Annotated in this window: 28 protein-coding genes; 6 read left to right on the forward strand and 22 right to left on the reverse strand. The window is 55.2% G+C overall.

Features of this window, described 5'->3' with window-relative positions; translation table 11 throughout:
* Positions 1–45: 45 nt before the first annotated feature.
* Entirely contained in the window at positions 46–1041 is a 996-nt protein-coding gene (gene gntR / locus QCD69_RS09805) for a gluconate operon transcriptional repressor GntR (RefSeq protein WP_253457542.1), read from the reverse strand.
* Positions 1042–1135: 94 nt separating this feature from the next.
* Positions 1136–1831 carry a pirin family protein gene (locus QCD69_RS09810; protein ID WP_253457539.1) on the reverse strand — a complete coding sequence of 232 codons (696 nt, stop codon included), beginning with the start codon at positions 1829–1831 and terminating at the stop codon, positions 1136–1138.
* Positions 1832–2218: 387 nt separating this feature from the next.
* Between QCD69_RS09810 and QCD69_RS09815 the strand changes: the two genes are divergently transcribed.
* A complete protein-coding gene (locus tag QCD69_RS09815; RefSeq protein ID WP_301251861.1) occupies positions 2219–2716 on the forward strand; it encodes a GNAT family N-acetyltransferase in 498 nt (165 codons plus the stop codon).
* 33 nt (positions 2717–2749) lie between these two features.
* Here QCD69_RS09815 and ggt read toward each other — a convergent pair whose 3' ends face one another.
* Positions 2750–4492: a gamma-glutamyltransferase gene (gene ggt, locus QCD69_RS09820; protein ID WP_253457532.1), complete on the reverse strand. Its 1743-nt coding sequence runs from the start codon at positions 4490–4492 to the stop codon at positions 2750–2752.
* A 155-nt stretch (positions 4493–4647) separates the two neighbouring features.
* Here ggt and QCD69_RS09825 point away from each other — a divergent pair, with 155 nt between their 5' ends.
* Positions 4648–4938, forward strand: a complete 291-nt coding sequence (locus QCD69_RS09825; protein WP_253457530.1) for a DUF2756 domain-containing protein — start codon at positions 4648–4650, stop codon at positions 4936–4938.
* A gap of 244 nt (positions 4939–5182) precedes the next feature.
* On the opposite strand, the gene ugpQ is transcribed toward QCD69_RS09825, so the two are convergent.
* The 14 genes from ugpQ to QCD69_RS09895 form a co-directional block, all read right to left on the reverse strand.
* The gene (gene ugpQ, locus QCD69_RS09830) at positions 5183–5926 is read right to left on the reverse strand and encodes a glycerophosphodiester phosphodiesterase (protein ID WP_253457528.1); all 744 of its coding nucleotides are present in this window, start codon (positions 5924–5926) and stop codon (positions 5183–5185) included.
* The gene (locus QCD69_RS09835; protein ID WP_253457525.1) at positions 5923–6990 is read right to left on the reverse strand and encodes a sn-glycerol-3-phosphate import ATP-binding protein UgpC; all 1068 of its coding nucleotides are present in this window, start codon (positions 6988–6990) and stop codon (positions 5923–5925) included. The genes ugpQ and QCD69_RS09835 overlap by 4 nt, the downstream gene beginning before the upstream one ends.
* 1 nt (position 6991) lies before the next feature.
* Positions 6992–7840 (reverse strand): sn-glycerol-3-phosphate ABC transporter permease UgpE, encoded by an 849-nt coding sequence (gene ugpE / locus QCD69_RS09840; protein WP_253457522.1) that lies wholly within the window; start codon positions 7838–7840, stop codon positions 6992–6994.
* Positions 7837–8724: a sn-glycerol-3-phosphate ABC transporter permease UgpA gene (ugpA, locus tag QCD69_RS09845; protein ID WP_301251864.1), complete on the reverse strand. Its 888-nt coding sequence runs from the start codon at positions 8722–8724 to the stop codon at positions 7837–7839. The genes ugpE and ugpA overlap by 4 nt, the downstream gene beginning before the upstream one ends.
* Positions 8725–8802: 78 nt before the next feature.
* Positions 8803–10119 carry a sn-glycerol-3-phosphate ABC transporter substrate-binding protein UgpB gene (ugpB, locus tag QCD69_RS09850; protein ID WP_301251866.1) on the reverse strand — a complete coding sequence of 439 codons (1317 nt, stop codon included), beginning with the start codon at positions 10117–10119 and terminating at the stop codon, positions 8803–8805.
* Positions 10120–10396: 277 nt separating this feature from the next.
* Positions 10397–10813, reverse strand: a complete 417-nt coding sequence (locus QCD69_RS09855; protein WP_301251868.1) for a hypothetical protein — start codon at positions 10811–10813, stop codon at positions 10397–10399.
* Positions 10810–11415, reverse strand: coding sequence for a pesticin C-terminus-like muramidase (locus QCD69_RS09860; RefSeq protein WP_301251870.1), 606 nt, complete (start codon positions 11413–11415; stop codon positions 10810–10812). Before QCD69_RS09860 ends, QCD69_RS09855 begins: the two co-directional genes overlap by 4 nt.
* A 361-nt stretch (positions 11416–11776) precedes the next feature.
* Positions 11777–12205 (reverse strand): hypothetical protein, encoded by a 429-nt coding sequence (locus QCD69_RS09865; protein ID WP_301251872.1) that lies wholly within the window; start codon positions 12203–12205, stop codon positions 11777–11779.
* Positions 12195–12797 (reverse strand): hypothetical protein, encoded by a 603-nt coding sequence (locus QCD69_RS09870; protein ID WP_301251873.1) that lies wholly within the window; start codon positions 12795–12797, stop codon positions 12195–12197. Before QCD69_RS09870 ends, QCD69_RS09865 begins: the two co-directional genes overlap by 11 nt.
* 244 nt (positions 12798–13041) lie before the next feature.
* Entirely contained in the window at positions 13042–13749 is a 708-nt protein-coding gene (gene livF / locus QCD69_RS09875; protein ID WP_253457502.1) for a high-affinity branched-chain amino acid ABC transporter ATP-binding protein LivF, read from the reverse strand.
* Between the two features lies 1 nt (position 13750).
* On the reverse strand, positions 13751–14515 hold the full coding sequence (gene livG, locus QCD69_RS09880) for a high-affinity branched-chain amino acid ABC transporter ATP-binding protein LivG (protein ID WP_253457500.1): 765 nt from the start codon (positions 14513–14515) through the stop codon (positions 13751–13753).
* A complete protein-coding gene (locus QCD69_RS09885) occupies positions 14512–15780 on the reverse strand; it encodes a high-affinity branched-chain amino acid ABC transporter permease LivM (protein WP_253457497.1) in 1269 nt (422 codons plus the stop codon). Before QCD69_RS09885 ends, livG begins: the two co-directional genes overlap by 4 nt.
* Complete coding sequence (livH, locus tag QCD69_RS09890) at positions 15777–16703, reverse strand: high-affinity branched-chain amino acid ABC transporter permease LivH (protein WP_125289933.1); 927 nt, start codon at positions 16701–16703, stop codon at positions 15777–15779. Before livH ends, QCD69_RS09885 begins: the two co-directional genes overlap by 4 nt.
* 189 nt (positions 16704–16892) lie before the next feature.
* Positions 16893–18005, reverse strand: coding sequence for a branched-chain amino acid ABC transporter substrate-binding protein (locus QCD69_RS09895; protein WP_253457494.1), 1113 nt, complete (start codon positions 18003–18005; stop codon positions 16893–16895).
* A gap of 384 nt (positions 18006–18389) precedes the next feature.
* On the opposite strand from QCD69_RS09895, the gene panM reads away from it, so the two are divergent.
* Positions 18390–18776 carry an aspartate 1-decarboxylase autocleavage activator PanM gene (gene panM, locus QCD69_RS09900; protein ID WP_253457491.1) on the forward strand — a complete coding sequence of 129 codons (387 nt, stop codon included), beginning with the start codon at positions 18390–18392 and terminating at the stop codon, positions 18774–18776.
* 251 nt (positions 18777–19027) lie between these two features.
* Here the strand turns inward: panM and rpoH are convergent, their stop codons facing one another.
* The 4 genes from rpoH to ftsY all read right to left on the reverse strand — a co-directional run bounded on the left by rpoH (position 19028) and on the right by ftsY (position 23443).
* Positions 19028–19882, reverse strand: coding sequence for an RNA polymerase sigma factor RpoH (gene rpoH, locus QCD69_RS09905; RefSeq protein WP_125289936.1), 855 nt, complete (start codon positions 19880–19882; stop codon positions 19028–19030).
* 261 nt (positions 19883–20143) lie between these two features.
* On the reverse strand, positions 20144–21130 hold the full coding sequence (gene ftsX / locus QCD69_RS09910; RefSeq protein WP_253457488.1) for a permease-like cell division protein FtsX: 987 nt from the start codon (positions 21128–21130) through the stop codon (positions 20144–20146).
* The gene (gene ftsE / locus QCD69_RS09915; protein ID WP_125289938.1) at positions 21120–21788 is read right to left on the reverse strand and encodes a cell division ATP-binding protein FtsE; all 669 of its coding nucleotides are present in this window, start codon (positions 21786–21788) and stop codon (positions 21120–21122) included. The genes ftsX and ftsE overlap by 11 nt, the downstream gene beginning before the upstream one ends.
* 5 nt (positions 21789–21793) lie before the next feature.
* Positions 21794–23443, reverse strand: a complete 1650-nt coding sequence (gene ftsY, locus QCD69_RS09920; protein WP_301251876.1) for a signal recognition particle-docking protein FtsY — start codon at positions 23441–23443, stop codon at positions 21794–21796.
* A 166-nt stretch (positions 23444–23609) separates the two neighbouring features.
* On the opposite strand from ftsY, the gene rsmD reads away from it, so the two are divergent.
* Both rsmD and QCD69_RS09930 read left to right on the forward strand, forming a co-directional pair.
* The gene (gene rsmD / locus QCD69_RS09925) at positions 23610–24215 is read left to right on the forward strand and encodes a 16S rRNA (guanine(966)-N(2))-methyltransferase (protein ID WP_253457481.1); all 606 of its coding nucleotides are present in this window, start codon (positions 23610–23612) and stop codon (positions 24213–24215) included.
* Positions 24205–24474 carry a DUF1145 family protein gene (locus tag QCD69_RS09930; protein WP_253457478.1) on the forward strand — a complete coding sequence of 90 codons (270 nt, stop codon included), beginning with the start codon at positions 24205–24207 and terminating at the stop codon, positions 24472–24474. The genes rsmD and QCD69_RS09930 overlap by 11 nt, the downstream gene beginning before the upstream one ends.
* A 29-nt stretch (positions 24475–24503) precedes the next feature.
* On the opposite strand, the gene QCD69_RS09935 is transcribed toward QCD69_RS09930, so the two are convergent.
* Positions 24504–24854 (reverse strand): DUF2500 domain-containing protein, encoded by a 351-nt coding sequence (locus QCD69_RS09935; RefSeq protein ID WP_253457475.1) that lies wholly within the window; start codon positions 24852–24854, stop codon positions 24504–24506.
* 132 nt (positions 24855–24986) lie between these two features.
* On the opposite strand from QCD69_RS09935, the gene QCD69_RS09940 reads away from it, so the two are divergent.
* Positions 24987–25613, forward strand: a complete 627-nt coding sequence (locus QCD69_RS09940) for a lysoplasmalogenase (RefSeq protein WP_253457472.1) — start codon at positions 24987–24989, stop codon at positions 25611–25613.
* Positions 25614–25663 lie beyond the last annotated feature (50 nt).

Below are 25663 nucleotides of genomic sequence, written 5' to 3' on the forward strand. Positions count from 1 at the left end.
GGCTCTATGAGATCAAACAGAGCCGACGGGCTCGGCTCTGTGGAATCAAATACTGCCGCCTTCAGAAATCGTAAAGCCGACATCGATCTGCTGCGATCCGGTTTGCTCGCCGCGAATGCGCGCCAGCAGGAGCGAGGCGGAAACCTGCCCCATTTTTTCACGCGGCGTCAGCACGGTGGCCAGCTCTGGCGTGACCACCTGGGTGATGTCGTGACCGTGGAAGCCCGCGATAGCAATATCCTGCGGCACGCGCAGCCCCTGCCGCTGGCATTCAAACATGGCGCCTATCGCTAAATCATCGTTGGTGCAAAACAGACTGTCTGTATCAGGATAGCGCTGCTGCGCCGCCAGCATCAGCGTTCCGCCCATTGAAAAAGAAGAGGCTTCTTCCATCATGATGCTGCGCGGCTCCAGGTTCGCTTCGCGCATCGCCTGTTCATAACCCTGATGCTTCAGCAAAGTACGTTCGTCCAGCCTCGCCCCCAGATAAACCGTGCGGCGATGTCCCTTGCGCAGGATAGCGTGGGTCATCTGCCGCGCCGCCTCGACGTTATCAAACCCTACCGCCAGATCCAGGCAAGGCGAAACGCAGTCCATCATCTCCAGCACCGGGATCCCTGCGGTTTCGATCATCCGCAGGCTGGCTGGCGTGTGGGTGCGTTCGGTCAGGATCAGCCCGTCGATGTTCCAGCCCAGCAGCGAGCGCATCTGTAGCTCTTCTTTTTCCGCGCTGTAGCCAAAATGGCCCAGCATGGTCTGATAACCTGCCGCATCGGTTACGGCTTCGATGCCGCGCAGCACGTCGGCGAAAACCTGGTTGGTAAGAGAAGGCAGCAGCACGCCGATCGCCCGGCTGGTGGCGTTAGATAAAATATCGGGCGCGCGGTTAGGGATATAGCCCAGCTCATCGAGCGCGGCGGCAATACGGCTTTGCAAGGCAACGGAAACCTGATCGGGATTGCGCAGATAGCGGCTGACGGTCATCTTGGTGATGCCCACACGATCGGCAACGTCCTGTAGCACCGGTCTTTTCTTCTTCATTATTTTCAGGGAGTCAGAGGGTGGATCGCTTGAGTGTAACAAAATTGGCGGGAAAACGGTGAAGGGCGCGGCAGGCCGCGCCCAAAGTGTGATCTTAAACCGGCGGCAGATCGAACAGCAGGATTTCGGCGTCGCTGGCGGCTTCCAGGCTCAGCGAAGCTTCATCCCAGATTGCGAAAGCGTCGCTGGTGCCCGCTTTTTCGCCGTTGACCGTGACGTCGCCTTTCACCACCTGGATCCAGATACGACGGTTCGGCTCAACCTGTACGGTATCCTGCTCGCCCTGCTTCAGCACCCAGCGGGAAAGCGTCATATCCTGATAAACTTTCAGCGAGCCTTCACGCGCATCCGGCGACAGCACCAGCTGGCGGCCCTGAACATCCGCGAAACGACGCTGATCGTAACGTGGCGTGATGCCCGTTCTTTCCGGAATAATCCAGATCTGATACAGGTGCAGCGGCACGTCTTTGCTGGCGTTGTACTCAGAGTGACGCACGCCGGTGCCGGCGCTCATAATCTGGAACTCACCCGCCGGGATCTGCTCCTTATTGCCCATGCTGTCTTCATGCTCAACGGTACCGGAAAGCACATACGTCAGGATTTCCATATCTTTATGGGGATGAGTGCCGAAGCCCTGGCCGCCATCAATAACATCTTCGTTAATCACTCGCAGCGCCGAGAAGCCCATAAAGTTGGCGTCGTAGTAGTTAGCGAAAGAAAACGTGTGCCAGCTGTCCAGCCAGCCGTGGTTAGCGTGACCGCGTTCTTGTGCTTTGCGTAAGTAAATCATGTTCAATCCTCCTCAACGTTTTCACATAGTCTGGACCTGTGCTGACCGGGAAGATAGCGGAGAAAATTGTCTCCTCTGTTCAAATTATTCGATGAAATTAACAGGCGTCTTTCAGACCGTTTGCGCAAGCAGATAAGAAGGGAGAAAACGGAGGTTGCCGCCGGGCAGGCAAAAAAAAAGCCAGCACCCGAGCTGGCTAAATAATATTGGAAGCAATGTGAGCAATGTCGTGCCTTCCCGACCGGTCCGTGAAGCCCAAATCGAAAACGCATGACAATAATAATCATTATCATTCGCACTTGTAAAGCCTCTGCGGCATTTTTTTCGCTTGCTTTTGCGCCAGAATCCCCTGAATTTAAGCAGGAAATAACCAAAAGGAGCGAGAGAATGAGTGAGATAGTGATAAGACACGCCGTCGTTGAAGACGCTGCCGCGCTGCATCGTATTGTCAGCCAGCCGGAAACCTACACCGACACGCTACAGCTTCCTCATCCCTCGCTTCAGCTTGTTCAGGAACGTCTACAGAAACTTCAGCCCGGCATGCAGCGGCTGGTCGCCTGCGTTGATGAACAGGTGGTCGGCGACTTATATCTGGAGGTTAATGGCCGCGCGCGTCGGCGGCATACCGCGACTTTTGGACTCTGCGTCGATTATCACTACCGTGGTCGCGGCGTGGCCTCCGCATTGATGCAGGAGATGGTCAGCCTGTGCGATAGCTGGCTGAGCGTCGAGCGCATTGAGCTAACGGTATTTGCCGACAACGACACGGCGGTAAGATTGTATCAGCGGTTTGGTTTTGAAACGGAAGGCGTGGCGCGGCGCTATGCCGTACGCAACGGCAAACAGGTGGATGCGCTCTATATGGCGCGTTTGCGCGCCGCTTAAAACACAGGGGCGATAAAATATCGCCCCCTCTCGTTAATAACCTGCCGTCAGATCGTCAACAGAGCGAGGATCGGAAGCGCCATACAGGGTGCCGTCCGGGCCGATCATAATGCTCTGCGTGCTGCCCATCGCAGGCAGTACCTTAACGTGCTGCCCTTTTGCCTCCAGCAGCTTCAGCGTATCCGGGCTGAAGCCTTTCTCCACGCGCAGCTGATCCGGCAACCACTGATGGTGAAAGCGCGGCGCGTTGGTCGCTTCCGCCACGTTCATACCGAAATCGATGCTGTTAACGACCATTTGCAGCACGGTTGTAATAATACGGCTGCCGCCCGGACTGCCCGTTACCAGCCAGGTTTTGCCGTCTTTGGCGACGATGGTCGGCGACATGGAAGAGAGCGGCCTTTTGTAAGGCTGCACCGCATTTGCCTCGCCGCCGACCAGACCATAAATATTCGGCGTGCCCGGCTTGGCGGAAAAATCGTCCATTTCGTTGTTGAGCAAAATGCCGCTCTTGCCCGCCACGATCCCGCTGCCAAAATAGGTGTTCAGCGTATAGGTCACCGCGACCGCATTACCCTGCTTATCGACCACGGAAAAATGCGTGGTCTGATTGCTCTCATAAGGCGCCAGCTTGCCGGGTTTAATCTCTGTCGAAGGCAGCGCTTTGTTCACGTCAATCTGCTGGGCCAGCGATTTCGCATAGGCTTTACTGGTCAGCGCCTGCCACGGCACTTTCACAAAATCAGGATCGCCCAGATACTCAGAACGATCGGCGTAGGCATGTTTTTCCGCTTCCGCCATCACCTGCATAGCGTCGGCGCTGCCAAAGCCCATTTTCGCCAGATCGAAGTTTTCCAGGATATTGAGGATTTCCACTATATGGATCCCGCCGGAAGAAGGCGGCGGCATAGAAAAGACTTCATAACCGCGATAGGTGCCGCTGATGGGCTTACGCTCGACCGCTTTATAATTGGCCAGATCCGCTTTGCCGATCAGGCCGCCGTTCGCCGCCATTTCCGCGGCGATTTCCGAGGCGATCTCCCCTTTATAGAAAGCGTCCGGGCCTTGCGTCGCAATCAGCCGCAGGCTACGGGCAAGATTATGCTGCACCAGCTTTTCGCCGCGCGCGTAGGGCTGGCCGTCTGCTTTATAAAAAACGGCTTTACTGTTGGGGTGCGTAATCAGCACTTCTTTGCCGTACACTTTCAAATCATCAGCCAGCGCTTCGTTAACCACGATGCCTTTTTCCGCCAGCCTGATGGCCGGTGCGATCAGCTGCGCCAGCGGCAACGTGCCGTACTCTTTATTCGCCAGCGCGAAACCGGCCACGGTGCCCGGCACGCCGGAAGCCAGATGGGAGGTCAGCGACTTTTTACCGTCGGCGTTGCCCTGGGCGTCTAAAAACATATCGCGACTGGCTTTAATCGGTGCCATTTCACGAAAATCGATGGCGGTAGCATGGCCGGAAGCGGTGCGGATTAGCATAAAACCGCCGCCGCCAAGGTTACCGGCCTGCGGATGCGTGACGGCCAGCGCATAGCCGACGGCGATGGCGGCATCTACCGCATTGCCGCCGCGTTTCAGCACGTCCACGCCTGCCTGGGTGGCGAGCGCATCTACCGAGGCGACCATGCCGTGCTGCTCTTTTACCGGATGGAAAGTATCGGCGTCCACGCCGTACGAGATTGGCGGCGCGGTGGGCGCTGCCGTCGCGCCCTGCCAGAAAATCAGTCCTGCTATCAGCGATGCTGCCAGCGTCACTCTGCCCTGCCCCATATTCACCTCTTATTAGAATTATTTACGTTTGTTTACCGTCTCTAACTATGCACAAAACAAGCGAAAAGGCGAGAAAACCTACAAATTCAGACTGGCCCTCAGGCCAGAACAGCGCGGCTGACATACACTGGATAGACAGCTTAGGGAGGTATTTGATGAAATGGTTACTCGTGTGTGCCGCGCTGCTGCCGTTAAGCGGCATGGCCAATATGCTAAATAATAATCAGCCTAACCAGCCGGGCTATAACCCCAGTTCGCAGCGGATGCAGCAGCAGATGCAGACGCAGCAGGTTCAGCAACAGCGGAAACTGCAGCAGGATCAGCAGCAGCAAAGCCAGCAGCTACAGCGAAAGGTGCAGGATCAGCGTAACAGCGCTTCCCAGCGCGTGTTGCAGACGCAGCCCGGCAGCACTACTCAGCCGTCGGTGCAGCAGAATACAAATTAAGGTCAGGCCAACAGCCGGATTGCCCCAGTTGGACGATCCGGCGATATCAATCACCGCCCGGTAGCATTACTCAGCCGTTGGTGCAGCAGAATAGGGATTAAGATGGGACTGTAGCCGAATCGCGTCGGTTCGACGATTCGGTGCTATCAATCGCAGCCCGGCAGCACCACTCAGCCAGAATACACATTAAGGTCAGGCCAGCAGCCGGCGCGCGTTCAGTAAGGCGCTAGCTGTATCAGCGTCTTCAAGTGAAATCTGCGCCTATCAGGTCAATGCGGTCGGTACAGATGGCGTCAACGCCCCAGTCCAGCAGCTCTTTTGCCCTTTCGGGTTGATTAACCGTATAAACCAGAATCCGCAGCTCCGCCGCTTTGAGTGCCGCCACTCTCTCCCGATCCAGCACCTTATGATTGAAATGTACCGAGACGCAATCCAGCCGCTGCGTCAGCTGCTGCCAGTCGTCATGCCATTCGTGCAGCAGCAACCCGCGCGGCAGCTCCGGCGCGGCCTGCATGGCGGCTTCCAGCGCTTCAAAAGAGAACGAGGAGAGCAGCGGCGCGGTCTGCCGATGCCACAGCTCGCGCGCGGCCAGCGCCACCACGCGTCCGGTTTCCGCTTCCAGACCTGTTGTGGGCTTGATTTCAATATTTGCCATCATGCCGTAAGAAGCGCAGCGCTGCGCCACCTGAGACAGCAGCGGCAGACGCTCGCCGGTGAAATCTTTGCCAAACCAGCCGCCCGCATCCAGCTGGATCAGCTTTTCCCATGGCAGCTGTCCGGCGATGCCCCAGCCGTTGCTGGTTCTGTCGAGCGTGTCGTCATGCAGCAAAAAAATTTCGCCGTCCAGCGAGAGCTTGACGTCGAACTCAATCATCTTGTGCCCCAGCCGCGCGCCGGTATCAATACCGGCGAGGGTGTTTTCCGGGGCCAGCTTGCCGCCGCCGCGATGCGCGACGATGGTCGGGTAAGGCCAGGCTTTAGCAGTCATTCGAGCCGTTGTCCGTTGTCAGTATCAAAGAAGTGTAGCGAATCAGCCGGCAGCTGTAGCCACAGCAGGCTGCCGATGGCCGGGCGCTCGATGTGCGGCAGCCGCACCACCATATTGTGGCCGCCCCAGCGCCCGTGCGCCAGGTTGTCCGCGCCCAGCATTTCCAGCGTATCCACCGTCAGCGCCAGCCCGCTTTGCCGATCGGCCAGTTTAATATGCTCTGGGCGGATCCCCAACGTCAATCGGCGTCCGGCCCACTGCGGCCTGGCCTGAGGCAGCGTCACGGCGCTGTCGCCCAGCAGCAGCCGCGTGCCGGTCGGATCGATCTCGCCTTCCAGCAGGTTCATCGCAGGCGCGCCAATAAAGCTGGCAACGAAGCGCGTGGCCGGACGCTCATAAATCTCTACCGGCGTGCCCAGCTGCTCCAGCACGCCTTTGTTCATCACCATCACCCGCTGCGCCAGCGTCATCGCCTCCACCTGATCGTGCGTCACGTACAGGCTGGTAGTCTGCAGGCGACGATGCAGCTGCTGTAGCTCCAGCCGCATCTGCACCCGCAGCCGCGCGTCCAGATTCGATAACGGCTCATCAAACAGGAAAACCGCCGGTTCGCGAACGATAGCGCGACCCATCGCCACCCGCTGCCGCTGACCGCCGGAAAGCTCGCGCGGACGACGGTGCAGCAGCGCTTCCAGCTCCAGGCTTTTCGCCGTTTCCAGCACGCGCTGGCGGATATGCGCTTTGCCCATGCCGCGAATTTTCAGCCCCCATGCCATGTTTTCTTCCACGCTCATATGGGGATAAAGCGCATAGTTCTGGAAAACCATCGCGATGCCGCGATCTTTCGGCTCCCGCTCGGTGACGCGTTCGCTGTCGATATAGATATCGCCGCTGCTGACCCTTTCCAGCCCGGCGACCATGCGCAACAGCGTCGATTTACCGCAGCCGGAAGGGCCAACCATCACCATAAACTCACCGTCGCGAATATCGACGTCAAGCGGCTGAATAATCTGGTTTTTACCGTCGTACGTTTTGGTAACGGCCTGAAATTTTACCCCTGCCATGCTATTTCTCGCTCTCTACCAGCCCGCGAACGAAAGCGCGCTGCATCACTAAAACAATCACTACCGGCGGGATCATGGTCAGCAGCATTGCGGCCATCACCAGATTCCACTGCGTGGGCGTGCCGTCGCCGGTGCCGATCATGCTGCGAATGCCCGCCACGGCGGTGCCCAAATCAACATCATTAATAATCAGCAGCGGCCAGAGATACTGGTTCCAGCCATAGATAAAGGTGATAACAAACAGCGCGGCCAGATTGGTTTTCGACAGCGGCAGCACAATGTCCCAAAAGAAGCGCATTGGCCCGGCGCCGTCGATGCGCGCCGCTTCGACCAGCTCGTCAGGCAGCGTCATAAAAAACTGGCGAAACAGGAAGGTGGCGGTGGCGGAGGCCATCAGCGGCAGCGTCAGCCCGCTATAGCTATCCAGCATCTTCAGGTCTGCAATCACTTCTACCGTCGGGAAAATGCGCACCTCGACCGGCAGCATCAGCGTGATAAAAATCATCCAGAAAAACAGGCCGCGCAGCGGAAAGCGAAACCAGACCAGCGCAAAAGCGGAGAGGATAGAAACCGAAATCTTCCCTGTGGTTATCGCCAGCGCCATCAGCGTGCTGTTAAACAGCATCCTGCCGAAAGGCGCGCTGTTCTGTCCCACGCCGTGCTGCCAGATAAAGCTCACGTTGTGCCACAGCGAACGGCCGGGGATCAGCGACATCGGTACCCGGAACACCTCGCTGTCGTTCAGCGTAGCGGCCACAAAAGCGACATAGAGCGGAAACAGCACGGTAAGCGCGCCCAGACCCAGCATGATCTGACTGAAAAGGGCCAGCCCGCGTCGGTTTTCAATCATTGGTAGCGCACCTTTTTCTCAACAAAACGGAACTGGATCACCGTCAGCCCGATGACCAACACCATCAGCACCACCGACTGTGCGGAAGAAGAAGAGAGATCCAGACCGGCAAAGCCTTCGCGATAGATTTTGTAGATAAGCGTGGTGGTGGACTGCACCGGCCCGCCGCCCGTGGCGGCATCGATCACCGGGAAAGTGTCAAAGAAGGCGTATACCAGATTGACTACCACCAGAAAGAAGCCCACCGGCGTAATCAGCGGCAGCGAGAGGTAAAAAAAACGGCGTACCGGGCCTGCGCCGTCGATAGCCGCCGCTTCGATCAGCGATTTGGGAATGGACTGAAGCGCCGCAAAAAAGAACAGGAAGTTATAGCTCATTTGCTGCCAGACGGAAGCCAGCACGACCAGCGTCATCGCCTGGCCGCTGTTTTGCGCATGGTTCCAGCTATAGCCCAGCTGCGCCAGAAAATGCGTAATCAGGCCCTGCCCCGGACTGAACAGGAACATCCACAGCACCGCCGCTACCGCAGGCGCTACTGCATAAGGCAGCAGAAACAGCGTCTGGTAAAAGCGCTTCAGGCGCAGGACATGATCGGTCAGCGCGGCAAAAAACAGCGAAACGATCAGGCCGATGACCGTAACCAGGCTGCTAAAAATCAGCGTGGTTTTAAAGGAATCGAGATAGTACTCATCGTCCAGCAGCCTGGTGAAATTTTCCATGCCGACAAACGTGCTGGAAAGACCAAAAGGATCGACGCGCTGCACCGAATACCATAAGGCTTCACCAGCGGGCCACAGGAAAAAAATCAGCGTAATCAACAGCTGCGGCAACATTAATAAATAAGGCAGCCAGCGTGAACGAAAAACAGGGCGTGAAGAGGACATATAAAGCTCGATAACGGTGCGGCGCGAGGGTTTTAGCGAGGCGCTGCCGTACGCTGTATAGCACGGCAGCGCTACAGATTATGGCTTAACGGTTTGCTCAAAGCGCCTGAGCAGGAGATTGCCACGCTTCACTGCGTTATCCAGCGCGGCCTGCGGCGTTTTTTTGCCGGTCCAGACGCCTTCCAGCTCCTCATCCACGATAGTGCGGATCTGCGGCATATTGCCCAGCCGCATCCCTTTAGTGAACGGCAGCGGCGGCTTGTTCAGCATCTGACGCGTAGCGATATCGGCGCCCGGATTTTTCTCGTAGAAGCCCTGCTGACGGGTCAGCTCGTAGGCCGCCGTGGTGATCGGCAGATAGCCTGTTTTCTGGTGCCATTCGGCGGCGATTTCCGGCTGTGTCAGGAACTGCATAAACGATGCCACGCCTTTATAGGTCGCTTCATCTTTCCCTTTCATTACCCACAGGCTGGCGCCACCGATAATGGCGTTTTGTGGGGCGTTCGGCACCGTCTCGTCGTACGGCATCATGCCGACACCATAGTTAAATTTGGCATAGTGACGGATATCGGCCAGCGAGCCGGAGGATGCCGTGGTGATACCGCAGTCGCCGTTATAGAACCTGGCGGTGGATTCGTCTTTACGGCCAAAATAGGTAAAGTCGCCTTTTTTATTCATCTCTGCGAGCTGCTGAATATGGCGTACCTGGGTCGACTTATTAAATTCCAGCTCTGCATCGGTGCCGTCAAAGCCATTGTTTTTTGTAGCGACCGGCAGGCCGTGCCAGGCGCTGAAGTTCTCGATCTGGATCCAGCCCTGCCAGCCGCTGGCATAGCCGCAGCTCATGCCTGCTTTACGCAGCGCTTCGGCATCTTTAGCCAGCGCCTGCCAGGTTTTCGGCGGCTGCTCCGGATCCAGACCCGCTTTTTTAAAAGCGTCCTTGTTGTAATAAAGCACCGGCGTAGAACTGTTGAAAGGCTGGGAGATCAGATGGCCGGTTTTTGCATCGCTGTAATAGCCCGCTACCGTCGGCACAAACTGTTTTTCATCGAAGGCAATACCCGCGTTTTTAAAAACCTCGTACACCGGCACAATTGCCCGTGAAGCCATCATCGTGGCGGTGCCGACTTCATAAACCTGAAGAATGGCAGGTGCGCGGTCAGAACGCACGGCGGCGATCCCCGCAGCCAGGCTTTGCTCGTAGTTACCTTTATAGGTAGGCACTATTTTGTAATCAGGGTGCGATTGGTTAAAGCGCTGCGCCAGCGAATTGACCTCTACGCCCAGCTCGCCCTCCATCGAGTGCCAGAAAGGGATCTCGGTGACAGCCAGCGCCTGTGCGCTAAAGGCCAGCCCCAGTGCAATACATATGGTATGTCGGAAGAACAAAGGCATGTCGGTTTCCTGTACCCGGTGTTGTTACGCGCAAAGCCGCGCCCTGTAACGCTTCGGCAGGTAAAATGACATGCAAAAATGACGGAAAGATAACAATGGCATGACAGCCGGATGACGGGCTGGTGACGGAGAGAAGACGGAGGTAGCGACGATAACGGCGATAACGGCGATAACGGCGATAACGGCGATAACGGCGATAACGGCGATAACAGGTTATCGTTACAAATACAGCTAAGCACAGCATGAAATTCTTCTGCGCGGTTTGATTGAGGAAGTATCAAATATTCATCTCGCCTTCCTCGCTAAAAATTTTGTTAAAACCCTCACGACCATTTTTTTTATAAATGGTTAAAACCCATTTACTCAGGTCTGACTGATTGTTTAATCTTGTCTCTGGGCGATATATTTCATACTTATAGTTTCCTCGATAAAAATTATATCCTCTTAGATTACGCCCGAATCCTGTTGTAATAGTCTCCCCAAAGACGCTATACTTTTCCTTTTTTCCCTTATCAACTATTTCAGCTTTAACTTTTTTGCAATCAGTCAAAACCTGGCAGTCACTATCGTTGATATATATATTATAAGCACCTCCGATAAAGTTCACCTGTTCAAACTCAACCTGCGCGTTTACAGTGCAAGGAACGGTATAAAACAGTGCCAACAGAATTATAAGAATCAACTTTATTTTCATTTTCTATTTTCCAATAAATATTTTATCCTTTGCCGATTTTCATCATCTTTTTTCAGTCGGGAGTGCGTTTTTATCAGCCTGACAACATCATTCTTGTCATTATTTGAAAAAAATCTGACCATGCCAGTACGAAGCACGCCCTGGTACTTCATATCAATAAAAACATCTTTAATTCTTTGGTCTAAATCCAACCATGAGATCGAGGCAGGCTTGCGGTACTTATTGTAAAATCTTTTTGCATCAATGATATATTCATCATAGACTGCTTCAAACAGCTTAAGTTGCTGCACTTCTGTTATCTCACCAATTTCATTTTTATGCTGTCTGACGAATTTTTCAGCCTCACAAAATTTAAGCTGGCTACCTGTAGAAATTTTTTCTGCTTTTTTCGCCTCTACCCCGGCCTTTATCAAATAACCATAGGATTCGGCTTTGGTTCTGCTGCCCATATCGAATCCGCGTCCAATCGTCACGCCCGACGCATCCCCCTGACAAGCTGAGGCATTGCCAGGCCAGTGAATGACTCTGGAATAATAACGACTTCCTCTGAAATTATTGCCTTCCGCACGAAAAGTAAGTAGCCCTTCCTTTGGTTCCGACATAGCCTCTCCTTGTGCTTATTCGTCATTCAAATATGAACAAAAATCATACGCCTGCTTCGTGCATATCCGCAATAAATTTTCGATCAGTTCAGTATTAAGAGTCGTTAGTTATATTCGTCACCATTCCAGAAAAATGATTGATATCACTTGGGTTTTAAGGATTTTACCAGATTTAATATAAGAAATTTGCGTTGTTTGTTATCCATAACTTGCCTGCCTTTGTAGTTAATAAGAGAATAGAAAAGCAGGGTATTACACAAATCTAATTACACCCTATAATAATTATCGACCAATCGTATTCGACAATTTTTTCGTGATGAACTTGACCGTTCACAAACATCCCTGAAATGAAACCTGTGATTTATTGAAAGTCATATTTTTTATAAAAATTTATGCGTTGTTCATAAAATCTTATCATGCACTGACTATAAAGCGTATGCCATGCTGGCGAATCTATTATAACCTGATCGGCCCAGGCCTGACATTCACTTTGCATATATTTATCAAAATAGCCTTTAGCTTTTTTGGTTTTCTGAAGAAACCCATTGTAATTCAAAAAATTACTTTTATTTTTTATTATTTCATTAATAAACGTTTGGTAAGTGCGATTGTAATCCGCATTACGTTTTAACTCCAGCGCCGTAAAACAGCCCGCTATAGCGCTAACAGGGCCTTCATTAAGGCAGAATGCTATGGTACTCTCTTCTACTGTAGACGCCTGAGAAAATAGGGGCAGTGGCACAATACTCATCATAATAACAATCATCAATTTTATTTTTTTATAAAGCATTTTTTAACGCCTCCCTTCTTCTTATATATCTGTCCTTGCCATATAAATCCCCAATCGATTCAATTAATTTTAAAGCACTGCCAATATCGTTACGCTTAAAAGAGGATACATAACCAATTGTCATTGCCCCCTGATAGCGCATATCAATAAATACCTCTTTTAAAACCGGATGTAGCTCCCGCCAGGCTACCGCATTAGCGCCCTTATATTTATTATAAAAACGCTTAGCTTTATTAGTATATTCAGGGTAAACAGCTTCAAACAGCATCAGCTGCTGTAATTCGGTTATCTCACCAATTTCATTTTTATGCTGTCTGACAAATTTTTCAGCCTGACAAAATTTAAGCCGGCTACCTGTAGAAATTTTTTCTGCTTTTTTCGCCTCTACCCCGGCCTTTATCAAATAACCACAGGATTCGGCTTTGGTTCTGCTGCCCATATCGAATCCGCGTCCAATCGTCACGCCCGACGCATCCCCCTGACAAGCTGAGGCATTGCCAGGCCAGTGAATAAATCTGGAATAATAACGACTTCCTCTGAAATTATCGCCTTCCGCGCGAAAAGTCAGTAGCCCTTCCTTTGGTTCCGACATAGCCTCTCCTTGTGCTTGTTTTCCATTCACTACTGCACAAAAATCATACTCCTACTACGTAGCTATCTGCAATATTTTAAGGCGGTATTTTCTGAGGTTACGCAGCGTTGGCTTGAAAAATAAATACAGAATATTTCAGAAATAGAATAAGCGGGAGAGCATTTTAATAACGTGGAAAATAAGCAGACTATTAATTGAAAAGTACCGGAAATAATAAAGGGGCCGGTAAACCAGCCCCGTAATCTCAGCCGCCCAGATAGGCGCTGCGTACCGCTTCGTTAGCCAATAGCGCCTCGCCGCTGTCGCTCAGCACCACGTGGCCGTTCTCCAGCACGTAACCGCGATCGGCCAGTTTCAGCGCCTGATTGGCGTTTTGTTCCACCAGGAAGATGGTCATTCCCTCCTGACGTAGCTGCTCGATGGTGTCGAAGATCTGCTGAATAATGATCGGCGCCAGCCCCAGCGACGGCTCGTCCAGCAGCAGCAGGCGCGGCTGGCTCATCAGCGCGCGGCCAATCGCCAGCATCTGCTGTTCGCCACCGGACATGGTGCCCGCACGCTGCACGCGGCGTTCATAAAGTCGCGGAAAAAGCTCGTAGACGCGCCTGATACGTGACTGATACTGCTGACGATCGGCAAAAAAACCGCCCATCGCCAGGTTCTCATCTACCGTCATGCGGGAAAAGACCCGGCGGCCTTCCGGCACGATGGCTATCGCCTCGCGCATAATGCGCGCCGTTTGCCAGTCGGTAATATCCTTGCCGTCAAAAACCACCCGTCCCTGAGTCGCACGCGGTTCTCCGCAGAGCGTACCCAGAATGGTGGTTTTCCCCGCGCCGTTAGCCCCAATCAACGTAACGATTTCGCCCTGATTGATATGCAGACTGACGCTGTGCAACGCCTGGATTTTTCCATAGTGCGCGCTGACGTTTTCCAGAGAAAGCATAGCCATTTTATGCTTCTCCCAGATAAGCGCGGATCACGTCCGGGTTGTTGCGGATCTCTTCCGGCGTGCCGTTTGCCAGCGGCGTGCCCTGATTGACCACATAGATGCGATCGGAAATGCCCATGACCAGTTTCATATCGTGTTCAATCAACAGTACCGACACCTTGTGTTCGTTGCGCAGCTCGGCGATCAGCTCGTCCAGCTCCAGCGTCTCTTTGGGGTTCAGGCCCGCCGCCGGTTCATCCAGCATCAGGATTTGCGGGCGCGTAACCATACAGCGGGCGATTTCCAGGCGACGCTGCTGACCGTAGGCCAGATTGCCCGCCTGACGGTTAGCGAGCGTCAGTAATCCTACGCGATCCAGCCAGCTGGCCGCCCGGTCCAGCGCTTCGCTTTCCGCTTTACGGAAGCCCGGCGTTTTCAGCAGTCCGGCAAACACGCCGCTTTTCAGATGTTGATGCTGCGCTACCAGCAGGTTTTCAATCACCGTCATTTCACGGAACAGGCGAACGTGCTGGAAAGTGCGCACGATACCCATCCGCGCGATCTCCTGCCCCGCCAGGCCCGCCAGCTGGCGCTCGCCCAGCCTGATACTGCCGCCCGTCGGCCGGTAAAAACCGGTCAGGCAGTTAAATACCGTAGTCTTACCCGCGCCGTTGGGGCCAATCAGCGAGACGATCTCCTGCTCTCGCAGCTCCAGCTCGACGTTGTTGACCGCGAGCAGGCCGCCAAAGCGCATCATCAGGCCGTTTACGGCCAATAAAGGCTTCATGGCTGCTCTCCTTTTTTCACGCTTTTTAACTTCAGGTGCGGACGCTGCATCGGCAGCAGGCCTTGCGGTCGCCAGATCATCATCAGCACCATCAGGCCGCCCAGCACCAGCATGCTGTATTCATTCAGATCGCGCATCAGCTCGCGTGAAACCACCAGCAGCACGGCAGCGAGGATCACGGCGAACTGCGACCCCATGCCGCCTAACACCACGATAGCCAGCACAAAGGCCGATTCGGCGAAGGTAAAAGACTCCGGGCTGACAAAGCCCTGCCGCGCAGCGAACAGACTCCCCGCGAAACCAGCAAAAGCGGCGCTGATGGTAAAGGCGGTGAGCTTGATGCGCGTCGGGCTGAGGCCCAGCGAACGACAGGCGATTTCATCCTCGCGCAGCGCTTCCCAGGCGCGACCCAGCGGCATTCTCAGCAGCCGGTTGATCACAAACAGCGTCAGCACAACCAGCAGCAGCGCCACCATATAGAGAAAGATAATGCGGTCACTGGGATCGTATTTCAGGTTAAAGAAATGGTGGAAGGTGTCCCAGCCGCCGTCGCGCACGCTGCGGTTAAACTCCAGACCGAAAAACGACGGTTTCGGGATCTGGCTGATGCCGTTTGGCCCACCGGTGATCTCGGTGTTGTTCAGCAGCAGAATACGGACGATTTCGCCAAAGCCCAGCGTGACTATCGCCAGGTAATCACCGCGCAGGCGCAGTACCGGAAAACCCAGCAGCAGGCCGAACAGCGCGGCCACGATGCCCGCCAGCGGCAAACATTCCCAGAAGCCCAGGCCGAAGTAGTGATTAAGCAGCGCAAAGGTGTAGGCGCCGATGGCGTAAAAGCCGCCGTAGCCCAGCACCAGCAGGCCGGAAAGCCCGACCACCACGTTCAGTCCCAGGCCCAGCATTACATAAATCAGGGTCAGCGTGGCGATATCGACCGTGCCGCGAGACACCATAAAAGGCCAGGCCGCAGCGGCGACGATCAGCAGCAGCAAAAAGAGTTTCTGCTTTGGGGTGGAGCCGTCAATGCCCGGCAGCACCAGCGAAGGCGCGGAAATTTTCTTTAGCCCGCGCTGAAAAACCGGCCGCAGCAGCTGAAAGAAAAAGACCACGGCGCAGCCGAGGGCGATCCAGTTCCAGCGCACGCTGCCGGCGTTGTTAACCACCAGATGCGTGCCGTCCAGGCTAAGGCGCATCCCCATAAAGAAGGCGGCCAGCACCACCAGCATCAGCGCGGAAACAGAGGCGTTAAGCAGGTTTTTCATACCTTTTCTACCTCCGGACGGCCCAGAATGCCGGTTGGCATTACCAGCAGCACAACGATCAGCAGCGCAAAAGAGACCACGTCTTTATATTCAGTGCTGAGGTAGGCGGAGGTCAGCGCTTCGGCAATGCCCAGGATCAGGCCGCCCAGCATCGCGCCGGGAATGCTGCCTATGCCGCCCAGCACGGCCGCGGTGAACGCTTTCATCCCGGCCATAAAGCCGATGTAAGGATTGATGACGCCGTAGAACTGGCCCAGCAGAACGCCCGCTACCGCCGCCATTGCCGCGCCGATCACAAAGGTCAGCGAGATCACGCGATCCGTGTTAATGCCCAGCAGGCTGGCCATTTTCAGATCTTCGGCGCAGGCGCGGCAGGCGCGACCCATGCGCGAGTAGCGGATAAACAGCGTAAGGGCCAGCATCGCGACAAAGGTCACCACCCAAATCACTACCTGCATAGTGGAGATGGTGGCGGCAAAACCGTTACTGACGCCCAGCGTCCACTGCCCGCTGACCAGGCCCGGCAGGGCCAGATCGCGCGAGCCCTGAGTCAGGCTGACGTAGTTTTGCAGAAAAATAGACATACCGATGGCGGATATCAACGCGATCAGCCGCTTGGAGGAACGCACGGGCTTATAGGCCACGCGTTCGATGCTCCAGCCATAGGCGCTGGCGATAACGATAGCCACCAGAAAACCGGCGCCGATCAACAGCCAGCTGGCATCAATGCCCATCATCATCAGCGCGGCAATGACGATAAAAGAGACGTAGCTGCCGATCATATACACTTCGCCGTGAGCGAAGTTGATCATGCCGATGATGCCGTACACCATGGTGTAGCCGATGGCGATCAGCGCATAGGTGCTGCCCAACGTGACGCCGTTGAACATCTGCTGCAGGAAATAGAGAAACTGCTCGGACATAAAGAATACCTTACTGCTATCCGCCCAGGCGGAAAGAGAGATGCTTTAACAACACGGGCGGAAAGCAGTCCGTTATCGGGGCCGATCCGGCACCCCGATATTTCCACCCCTTCAAACCCTGGTAAGCAATGATGCGGGCAGCCCGTGAAGCATCGCGCTACGGACGTCAGCGTATGACGTCCGCTATTATTATTTTACCGCGGTAGAAGAGCCGTCGGCATGCCAGGTGAAGATGCCGAACTCAAAGCCTTTCAGATCGCCTTTGGCGTCCCAGCTTAAGTCACCCATTACCGTTGGCACCGGCGCGCCCTCTTTCAGGTTTTTAGCAATCTCTTCCGGCTCGGCGCTTTTGCTGCGCTCCATGCCGGTGGTTAAAGCCTGTAGCGCGGCATAGGTCGTCCAGACAAACGGGCCGGTTGGATCAAGCTTTTTCGCTTTCAGCGCATCGACAACGGGTTGGTTAGTCGGCACCTGATCGTAACGTTTCGGCAGCGTAACCAGCATGCCTTCGGAAGCCGCGCCGGCGATATTAGAGAGCGAAGCGTTACCTACGCCTTCTGGCCCCATAAAACGGGTTTGCAGCCCGGCCGCGCGTGACTGGCGCAGGATCTGCCCCATTTCCGGGTAGTAGCCGCCAAAATAGACAAAATCGACGTTCTCTTTTTTCAGGCGCGCCACCAGCGTGGAGAAGTCTTTATCGCCTGCGGTCACGCCTTCAAACATCACCACGTTGCCGCCCGATTTTTTCAGGCTCGCCTGCACGGAGCGCGCCAGCCCTTCGCCGTACTGCTGCTTATCGTGGATCACGGCGATACGCTGCGGTTTGATTTGTTCAAGAATATATTTCGCCGCGGTCGGGCCCTGATCGGAGTCCAGGCCCGTGGTGCGCATAATCATTTTATAGCCACGGGTCGTCAGGTCGGCGTTGGTGGCCGCCGGAGTAATCATCAGTACGCCTTCGTCTTCATAGATATCGGAAGCGGGCTGGGTGGAAGAAGAGCAAAGGTGGCCGATAACGTAGCGAATACCGTCGTTGATAACTTTGTTAGCGACCGCAACCGCCTGTTTGGGATCGCAGGCGTCGTCATACTGCACGCCGACCAGTTTATTGCCGTTGACGCCGCCTTTGGCATTGATATCGGCAATAGCCTGTTTCGCGCCGGTGAACTCCATATCGCCATATTGCGCAACCGGGCCAGACATAGCGCCAACGATGGCTACTTTAATGTCTTCTGCGGCGGCGGCATGACTGAGCGCCAACGCCATGCAGCCTGCTAAAAACGCGCTACCTTTCATTTTCATCCTGACTACCCCATCTTGTGTTTGCTGTTTTTTATACTGCTCCCGTCGATAAACGCCATAAGAAGAACAGGTTAACGCGGGATACAGCCATTTTTATTAATAAGACTATAAATTTCAGGTTATTAAACAGGAATTTTCTTCTGTAAATCAACTGACTTCATGTGATATTACCGTCAGCTTTAGCATAAATGACTGGTACAAATGCGGGCCGTTTGGGCATTCAGCCAGCGGGTTATTCTGCATTCATCGCATTAACTCAGCGTTTATCTTTAACTTTAAACGCCACCCTGACAGATTGCTTTGTTTTTATACAAAAAAAGTTACGCGCCTCTTCACGTCCGTTTTCGCTACAATCTGCCTCTCACGTCGGCACGGTAACTTTTTATGAAACTGACTATTCTCAGGCTGCAACGCTTAAGCGCTCAGGATCTTGTGGATCTGAGCAAAATCTGGCCGCAAGACGATCCGGCAGATCTGGAAAACAGGCTGGACGATCGTCATCGGCTCTATGCGGCAAAGTTCAACGATCGGCTGCTGGCGGCGGTGAAAGTGACGCTGAATGAAGCGCAGGGCGAGCTGAAGGATTTTATGGTGCGGGAAGTCACCAGAAGGCGCGGCGTCGGCAGCTATCTGCTGGAAGAAGTGCTGGCGCAAAACGCGGCCGTAACACGCTGGAGGATGGCGAAGACGGGTGACGAAGGGCTTTCGACTTTTATGCGCAAGCAAGGATTTATCGCCGACGCAGACGGCTGGGTTTGGCAGCGGGCTTAGGCAGCAAGAGCCGCTTCAGGTATAAGGCCTCGGGCTGTAAAGTCCGGGTCAGGATTCAGGCCTCGGGCTGTAAAGTCCGGGCCTGGGGTCAGGATTCAGGCCCGGGGTTAGGATTCAGGCTTTGGGCTTTGGGGTTCGAACCTGAGGTCTGGCACGTCGGGCCTGGGGTTTCAGCATAAGAAAGCTTAGCAGCGTGCGGAGCCTGAAAACAAAAAAGGCGACCCGAAGGCCGCCTTTTTTACCGCTGCGAATTACGCTTCAATCGCGACGCGCAGTTTTTTCATCGCGTTCTTTTCAAGCTGACGGACGCGCTCGGCGGAAACGCCGTATTTGTCGGCCAGTTCCTGCAGCGTGGTTTTGTTGTCATCGTCCAGCCAGCGGGCACGGATAATGTCCTGGCTGCGCTCGTCCAGGCCCTGCATGGCGTCGCTCAGCTTGTCTGCGGCGTGGTTATCCCAGTTGTCTTCTTCAATGCCGTCGGCAAAGTCAGAAGATTTGTCCTGCAGATAAAGCATTGGTGCCATTGAGCGACCTTCGCCTTCGTCTTCCGGCGTCGGATCAAAGGTCATATCCTGGGCCGCCATGCGCGACTCCATTTCGAGCACGTCTTTGCTGGTTACGCCCAGCTCGCGCGCCACCATTTCAACTTCATCCTGATTAAACCAGCCCAGACGCTGCTTGGCTTTACGCAGGTTGAAGAACAGCTTGCGCTGCGCTTTGGTGGTAGCGACCTTAACGATGCGCCAGTTACGCAAAACGTATTCGTGGATTTCGGCTTTGATCCAGTGCACGGCAAAGGAGACCAGGCGCACGCCCACTTCCGGATTAAAGCGGCGTACCGCTTTCATCAGGCCGATGTTACCTTCCTGGATCAGATCCGCCTGCGGCAGACCGTAGCCGGAATAGTTACGAGCGACATGAACAACAAAGCGCAGGTGGGACAGGATCAGCTTCTTGGCTGCTTCCAGATCGCCCTGGTAATGCAGCCGTTCAGCCAGCGCTTTTTCCTCTTCTGCCGTCAGCACAGGCCAGGCATTAGCCGCCCGGATATAGGAATCCAGGTTGCCTAAAGGAGCAATAGCTAAAGTTTGCATTTCTTTGGTCATTCAAACCCTCTCTGTATTAAGCAATATTGCCGCACTTTCCCTGAGCGGTTCACAAGACTACGTGAACGATAACGAGAAAGGAGAGCAATCTGTGCTACTTCGACTACAAAGTTATCCACAAGTTCACTATCAGCTGTGCGTAATATACACACATTTCTCGGGAAGGGGAGCAGGCCGGAAAGATTTTTACGAGGAGGACTTCCTCTGCGGCACGATGCTCATGCAACAGAGGAATAGTATACCAAAAAAAATGAGAAGAGGTTACTGCGGCGTAAATCGACGTAAATGTTGCACCGTCGCCAGCCAGGCGGCAACCCAGCCGATCATGGCCGAAATCAGCAGCAGCAGCAGGCTTTCATCCCAGGCCAGCCCGTGCAGGCTAAAGGTGGTGCCGAACACGGCGGCAACCTGGGTGACCACCGATTCCAGGCGGAAAACCAGGATTTCGGACAGCGCCAGCGACAGCAGCGCGCCGCAGAAGCCCAGCAGCGCGCCGCCATACAGAAACGGTCGCAGAATAAAGCCGTCGGTCGCGCCGATCAGCTTCTGCACGTTAATCGTGTCGCGACGAGCAAAAATACTGAGCCGCACGCTGTTGCCGATCACCAGGAAGACCGCCACGATCATCAGGATGCCGATCATGGTCGCTACCTGGCCGACCAAACCTGCCAGCGCCGCCAGCCGGGCAAACCAGCTGTCGTCCATTTTTACTTCATCCACGCCCTGCACTTTCGCCACGCGGGAGCTGAGGTTCTTCATGGTGTCTGAGTTTTGAAAATTGATTTGCGGCGTGATGATGGCTACGGCCGGCAGCGGATTCTGCTCCAGCATATCCATCGCGCCGCCAAAGCCGGACCAGTTGCGGAACTCGCCCATCGCTTCTTCGCGCGACAGGTAGTTAACCTTATCCACACCCTCTTCTTTTTTCAGCTGGGCCACAACGTTCTCCGCCGCGTCGTCATCCAGCGTTTTGCTCAGATACACCGTCAGCTGCGGCGCGGGATACCACTGCTGCGCCGCGCTGCTGACGTTTTTCCACACCATAAAGCACACGCTTGGCAAGGTCAGAGAGATGGCGATCACCATCACCGTCAATAGCGTCGCCAGCGGCTGACGCCACATGTCGGACAGGGTGCCGCGCAGCGCATAGCGCCACTGCTCCTGCCAGCCGCCCTTCAGCGCTTTGCTTTTGGAAGGCTGCTTCGCCGCTTTTGGCGCGGCCGGACGCGGGTTACGCTTATTCGCCATAGTTGCCTCCGTGCAGACGCCCCTGATTCAGCGTCATCAGACGATAGTTGCGGCGGGCGATCAGCGCCCGGTCGTGAGTAGCCATCAGCACGGTCACGCCCACGCGGTTGAACTCTTCAAACAGGCGCAGGATATCTTCGGACAGGGCTTCATCCAGGTTGCCGGTTGGTTCATCCGCCAGCAGCACCGCAGGCTTATTAACCACCGCGCGAGCGATGCCAACACGCTGCTGTTCGCCGCCCGACAGCTGAATAGGATAACTTTTCGCTTTGTCCAGCAGACCGACTTTATCCAGCGCGGCAGACACGCGACGGCGGATATCTTCCCCGCTTGCGCCCGCGATAATCAGCGGAATAGCCACGTTGTCATAGACGGACCTGTCCATCAGCAGATGGTGATCCTGGAAAATCATGCCGATCTGGCGGCGTAAAAAAGGCACTTCCCGGCTCTTCAGGCGGCTGATGTCGTGCCCGCTGAACCAGATATGGCCGGCGCTGGGGCGCTCGATGCCGCAGATCAGTTTCAGCAGGGTGCTTTTCCCCGCCCCGGAATGCCCGGTCAGAAACGCCATTTCTCCCGGTTGCAGATGAAAATCCACTCCCTGTAGCGCTTGCCGACCGCCGAGATAAGCCTTACTGACTTCTTCAAAGCGAATCATCCTAACTAGTCCTCTCGGGCAAATAGTGCCTCTATAAAATCGTCTGCCTTGAACGAGCGTAAATCTTCAATGCCTTCGCCGACGCCGATGTAGCGAATAGGAATACCGAACTGATCGGCCACCGAGAAGATCACGCCGCCTTTGGCGGTGCCGTCCAGCTTGGTCAGCGTGATGCCCGTCAGGCCCACCGCCTCATGGAACAGCTTAGTCTGGCTGATGGCGTTCTGGCCGGTGCTGGCGTCAATGGTCAGCATGACCTCGTGCGGCGCCTGCTCGTCCAGTTTTTTCATCACGCGCGTGATTTTCTTCAGCTCTTCCATCAGGTGCGATTTATTCTGCAAACGGCCTGCCGTATCGGCAATCAGGACGTCGACGTTGCGCGCTTTCGCCGCCTGAATCGCATCGAAAATGACCGAGGCGGAATCCGCGCCGGTATGCTGGGCGACAACAGGAATGTTGTTACGCTGCCCCCAGACCTGGAGCTGTTCGACCGCTGCCGCGCGGAAGGTGTCGCCCGCCGCCAGCATGACCGATTTGCCTTCCGCCTGATACTGGCGCGCCAGCTTGCCGATGGTGGTGGTTTTACCCACGCCGTTGACGCCGACCATCAGGATAACGAACGGCGTTTTGCCGGTGACGTCCAGCGGCGCCTCGACTTTCGCCAGAATGTCGGCCATTTCCTGCTTCAGCAGCCCGTATAGCGCTTCGGCGTCGCGCAGCTGTTTGCGGCTTGCCTGAGCGGTCAGGTTGGTAATGATGCGGCGCGTGGTCTCGACGCCTACGTCGGCGATCAGCAGCTGCTCTTCCAACTCTTCAAACAGCTCATCATCGATTTTTTTACCGCGGAACAGGCTGACGAAGCCGGAACCTAAATTCTGTCGCGTTTTAACCAGGCTGCGCTTCAGGCGGGCGAAGAAGCCTTCTTTGGTCGGGCGCGCCTGCTCTTCCGCAGCCTGCTCCTGCTCTTCAGCGGCGTTAGCCTGCTCAACTTTAACCAGCGCGGCAGCGACGGATTCTTCTTCCTCAATGACCTTCAGCTCAGCTTCTGAGGCACCGGCAGAGAGCGCGGCGGCTTCCAGTTCTTCCGGCGTGATGTCATCGGCCTGTTCGGCGGCGATCGCAGCTTCTTCCGGTTCCGGCGCGTTAGCAACAATCTCTTCAGGCAGAGGTTCCGGCTCCGCCTGTACGGCCGCCGTCTCTTCCGGCAGCCATTCTTCTTCTGGTTCCGCCTTAGCGACCGCAAGCTCTTCCGGCAACGGCTCTTCTTCCGGTTCCGGCCTGGCGGCTACGCTCGCTTCCGGCAGCCACTCTTCTTCTGGCTCCGCCTTAGCGACCGCAAGCTCTTCCGGCAACGGCTCCTCTTTCGGCTCCGTCCTGGCGGCATGTTCTTCCGCCAGCGGCGCAGGCTTAGCGCCTGCGCGCGCTTCCGGCTCTGTTCTGGCCTGTTCGTTCGGGTCTCGTACTGCCTGCTCGCGAGCGACGGTTTCCGTCACTTCTACAACGGCTTCGGCGCGCTGCTCCACGTCAGGGGGCGTGGCGGCGTCTGCGGTTTCGCTCTGCTGCTGTTCTGACGTTTGGACCTCTTCCTCAGGCGCTTTTTCTTCGCGTCCTAATCCCAGCCAGGAAAAAAAGCCACGTTTTTTATTTTTTGCCATGGTGCAACCACACTCCTCGCGGGGAAAAAAACCGTCAGGTCTCTGAAAATAATCTTAATCCCCTAGTCTAACACTTTCCTGCTGACGCAACACAGCACCCTTTTTACGTTTCCTCTGCCCGGTAAGCCCGTTAAACTGTGCAACAAATTATGAAGAGTTAAGTCAGATGAATAAAAAACCTCGCGGCGGCAGCGCCGGACAGATCCGCATCATTGGCGGCCAGTGGCGCGGCAGAAAGCTGCCGGTGCCCGACAGTGCCGGACTGCGCCCTACCACCGATCGCGTGCGTGAGACGCTGTTTAACTGGCTGGCGCCCGATATTCAGGGCGCGCGTTGTCTGGACTGCTTTGCCGGCAGCGGCGCGCTGGGTCTGGAAGCGCTGTCGCGCCATGCGGCCTCGGCTACGCTGCTGGAGCTGGAGCGCCCGGTCGCGCAGCAGCTGGAGAAAAACCTGGCCACGCTGGGCGCGGCAAACGGCCGCGTGATTAATACCAATACGCTACAGTTTCTGGCGAAGCCTGGCGAACCTCACCAGATGGCCTTTATCGATCCGCCGTTCCGCAAAGGGCTGCTGGAAGAAACGCTGACGTTGCTGGAAAGCCAGGGCTGGCTGGCGGAAGAAGCCTTAATCTATGTAGAAAGCGAAGTGGAAAGCGGCGTGCCGCCCGTGCCGGTAAACTGGCAGCTGTACCGCGAGAAGGTCGCCGGACAGGTTGCCTGTCGTCTTTATGTTCGTCGTTCCCCTGAGAAGAGAGAAAGCCATGCTGATTAATCTGGGCAGAGCGCTGATGGTATGCGTATGGGCCTTTTTGCTGCTCAACCTGATCCATCCTTACCCCGCGCCGCTAAAATATTTTATTAACGTCGCGCTGTTCTTTATGGTGATTATGCACGGCTTACAGCTGGTGCTGATGCGCGCCACGCAGGCTAAAGAGGCGCCAAAACTGAGCGGCGCGCTTCAGGCTAAGATCTTCTTTTTTGGCGTGTTTGAACTGCTGGCCTGGCAGAAAAAGCAGTTTCCCAAACAGTAGGCGGCCGGGTCGTCTTTCCGGCCATGCCGTCAGCGCGGCCGGAAGGCGATAAATCGCGTGCCCTGTACCTGTAGTTCGCCCTTTTCTCCCCGTGCCAGCTGGTGATAGTCGCTGGCTTTCAGTACCAGCTTAAAATCTCCCGCGCCGTTCAGCGGATGGAACCACGCTTCGTATCGCATTGTTTCGACCGGAATATTTTCACGCTGGCGCGAGCGTAGGGCAGAGGTGGAGACTTCCCGTTTGTCTTTGATTTCGACCGGCAGGCTGCGTACGGGCGAAGCATCGTTGACCGCCACTTCCTGTCGCTGTTTGATAAATTGCCGGGTTGCCAGCACGGCGATAATGGCCAGCGTAATAAAAAAAATCAGGGGTGGCTTCACGACTTTTCCTCTTTTTTGCAGCGTAAACAGAAAGAATACAACCAGAGACCTCTCATTGTCACATCGTTGGCCCCTGTCCTAAACTAAAACCAGAACTGTGGAATTTAGCATCTAAAAACAAAGGGACACATTATGATCTGGTCGTTTCTGGCAGTGCTTTTTTCCGGCTGGCTGTACGTTGACGCTACTTACCGTGGCCCGCAATGGCAGCGCTGGGTCTTTAAACCGGTCACGCTTTTACTGCTGCTCGCCTGGGCCTGGCAAGCGCCAGCGTTAAGCGCCACGGATTATCTCATTCTGTTTGGTCTGCTGGCGACGCTGGTCGGCGATGCGCTGATGCTGCTGCCCGAACGGCGGATGCTCTACGCTATCGGCGCATTTTTCCTCTCGCATCTGCTTTATACCATCTGCTTCGCCAGCCATATGACGCTGACATTCTTCTGGCCGATCCCATTGACCGTATTGGTTATCGGCGCGCTGCTGATTGCGGCTATCTGGACAAAGCTGGAGGATCTGCGCTGGCCGGTTTGCACCTTTATCGGCATGACGCTGCTGATGGTCTGGCTGACTACCGAGCAATACGTTTTCCGGCCGACGGACTACGGTTTCTCATTAATGGTCGGAACGTCGCTGCTGCTGCTCGCCAATATCGTTTGGCTGGTTAGCCACTATCGTCGCCGCTTTGCCGCCGACAGTGCCATCACGGCCGCCTGTTATTTCGCGGGTCACTTTATGATCGTCCGCTCGCTCTATCTCTGATTTATGCCTTGACTCTGGAGTCAGCTCCAGAGTGTAAGATAAGCCTGGCG

The organism is Erwinia sp. PsM31, from assembly GCF_030433775.1.
GTDB classification, from domain to species: Bacteria; Pseudomonadota; Gammaproteobacteria; order Enterobacterales; family Enterobacteriaceae; genus Erwinia; species Erwinia aeris.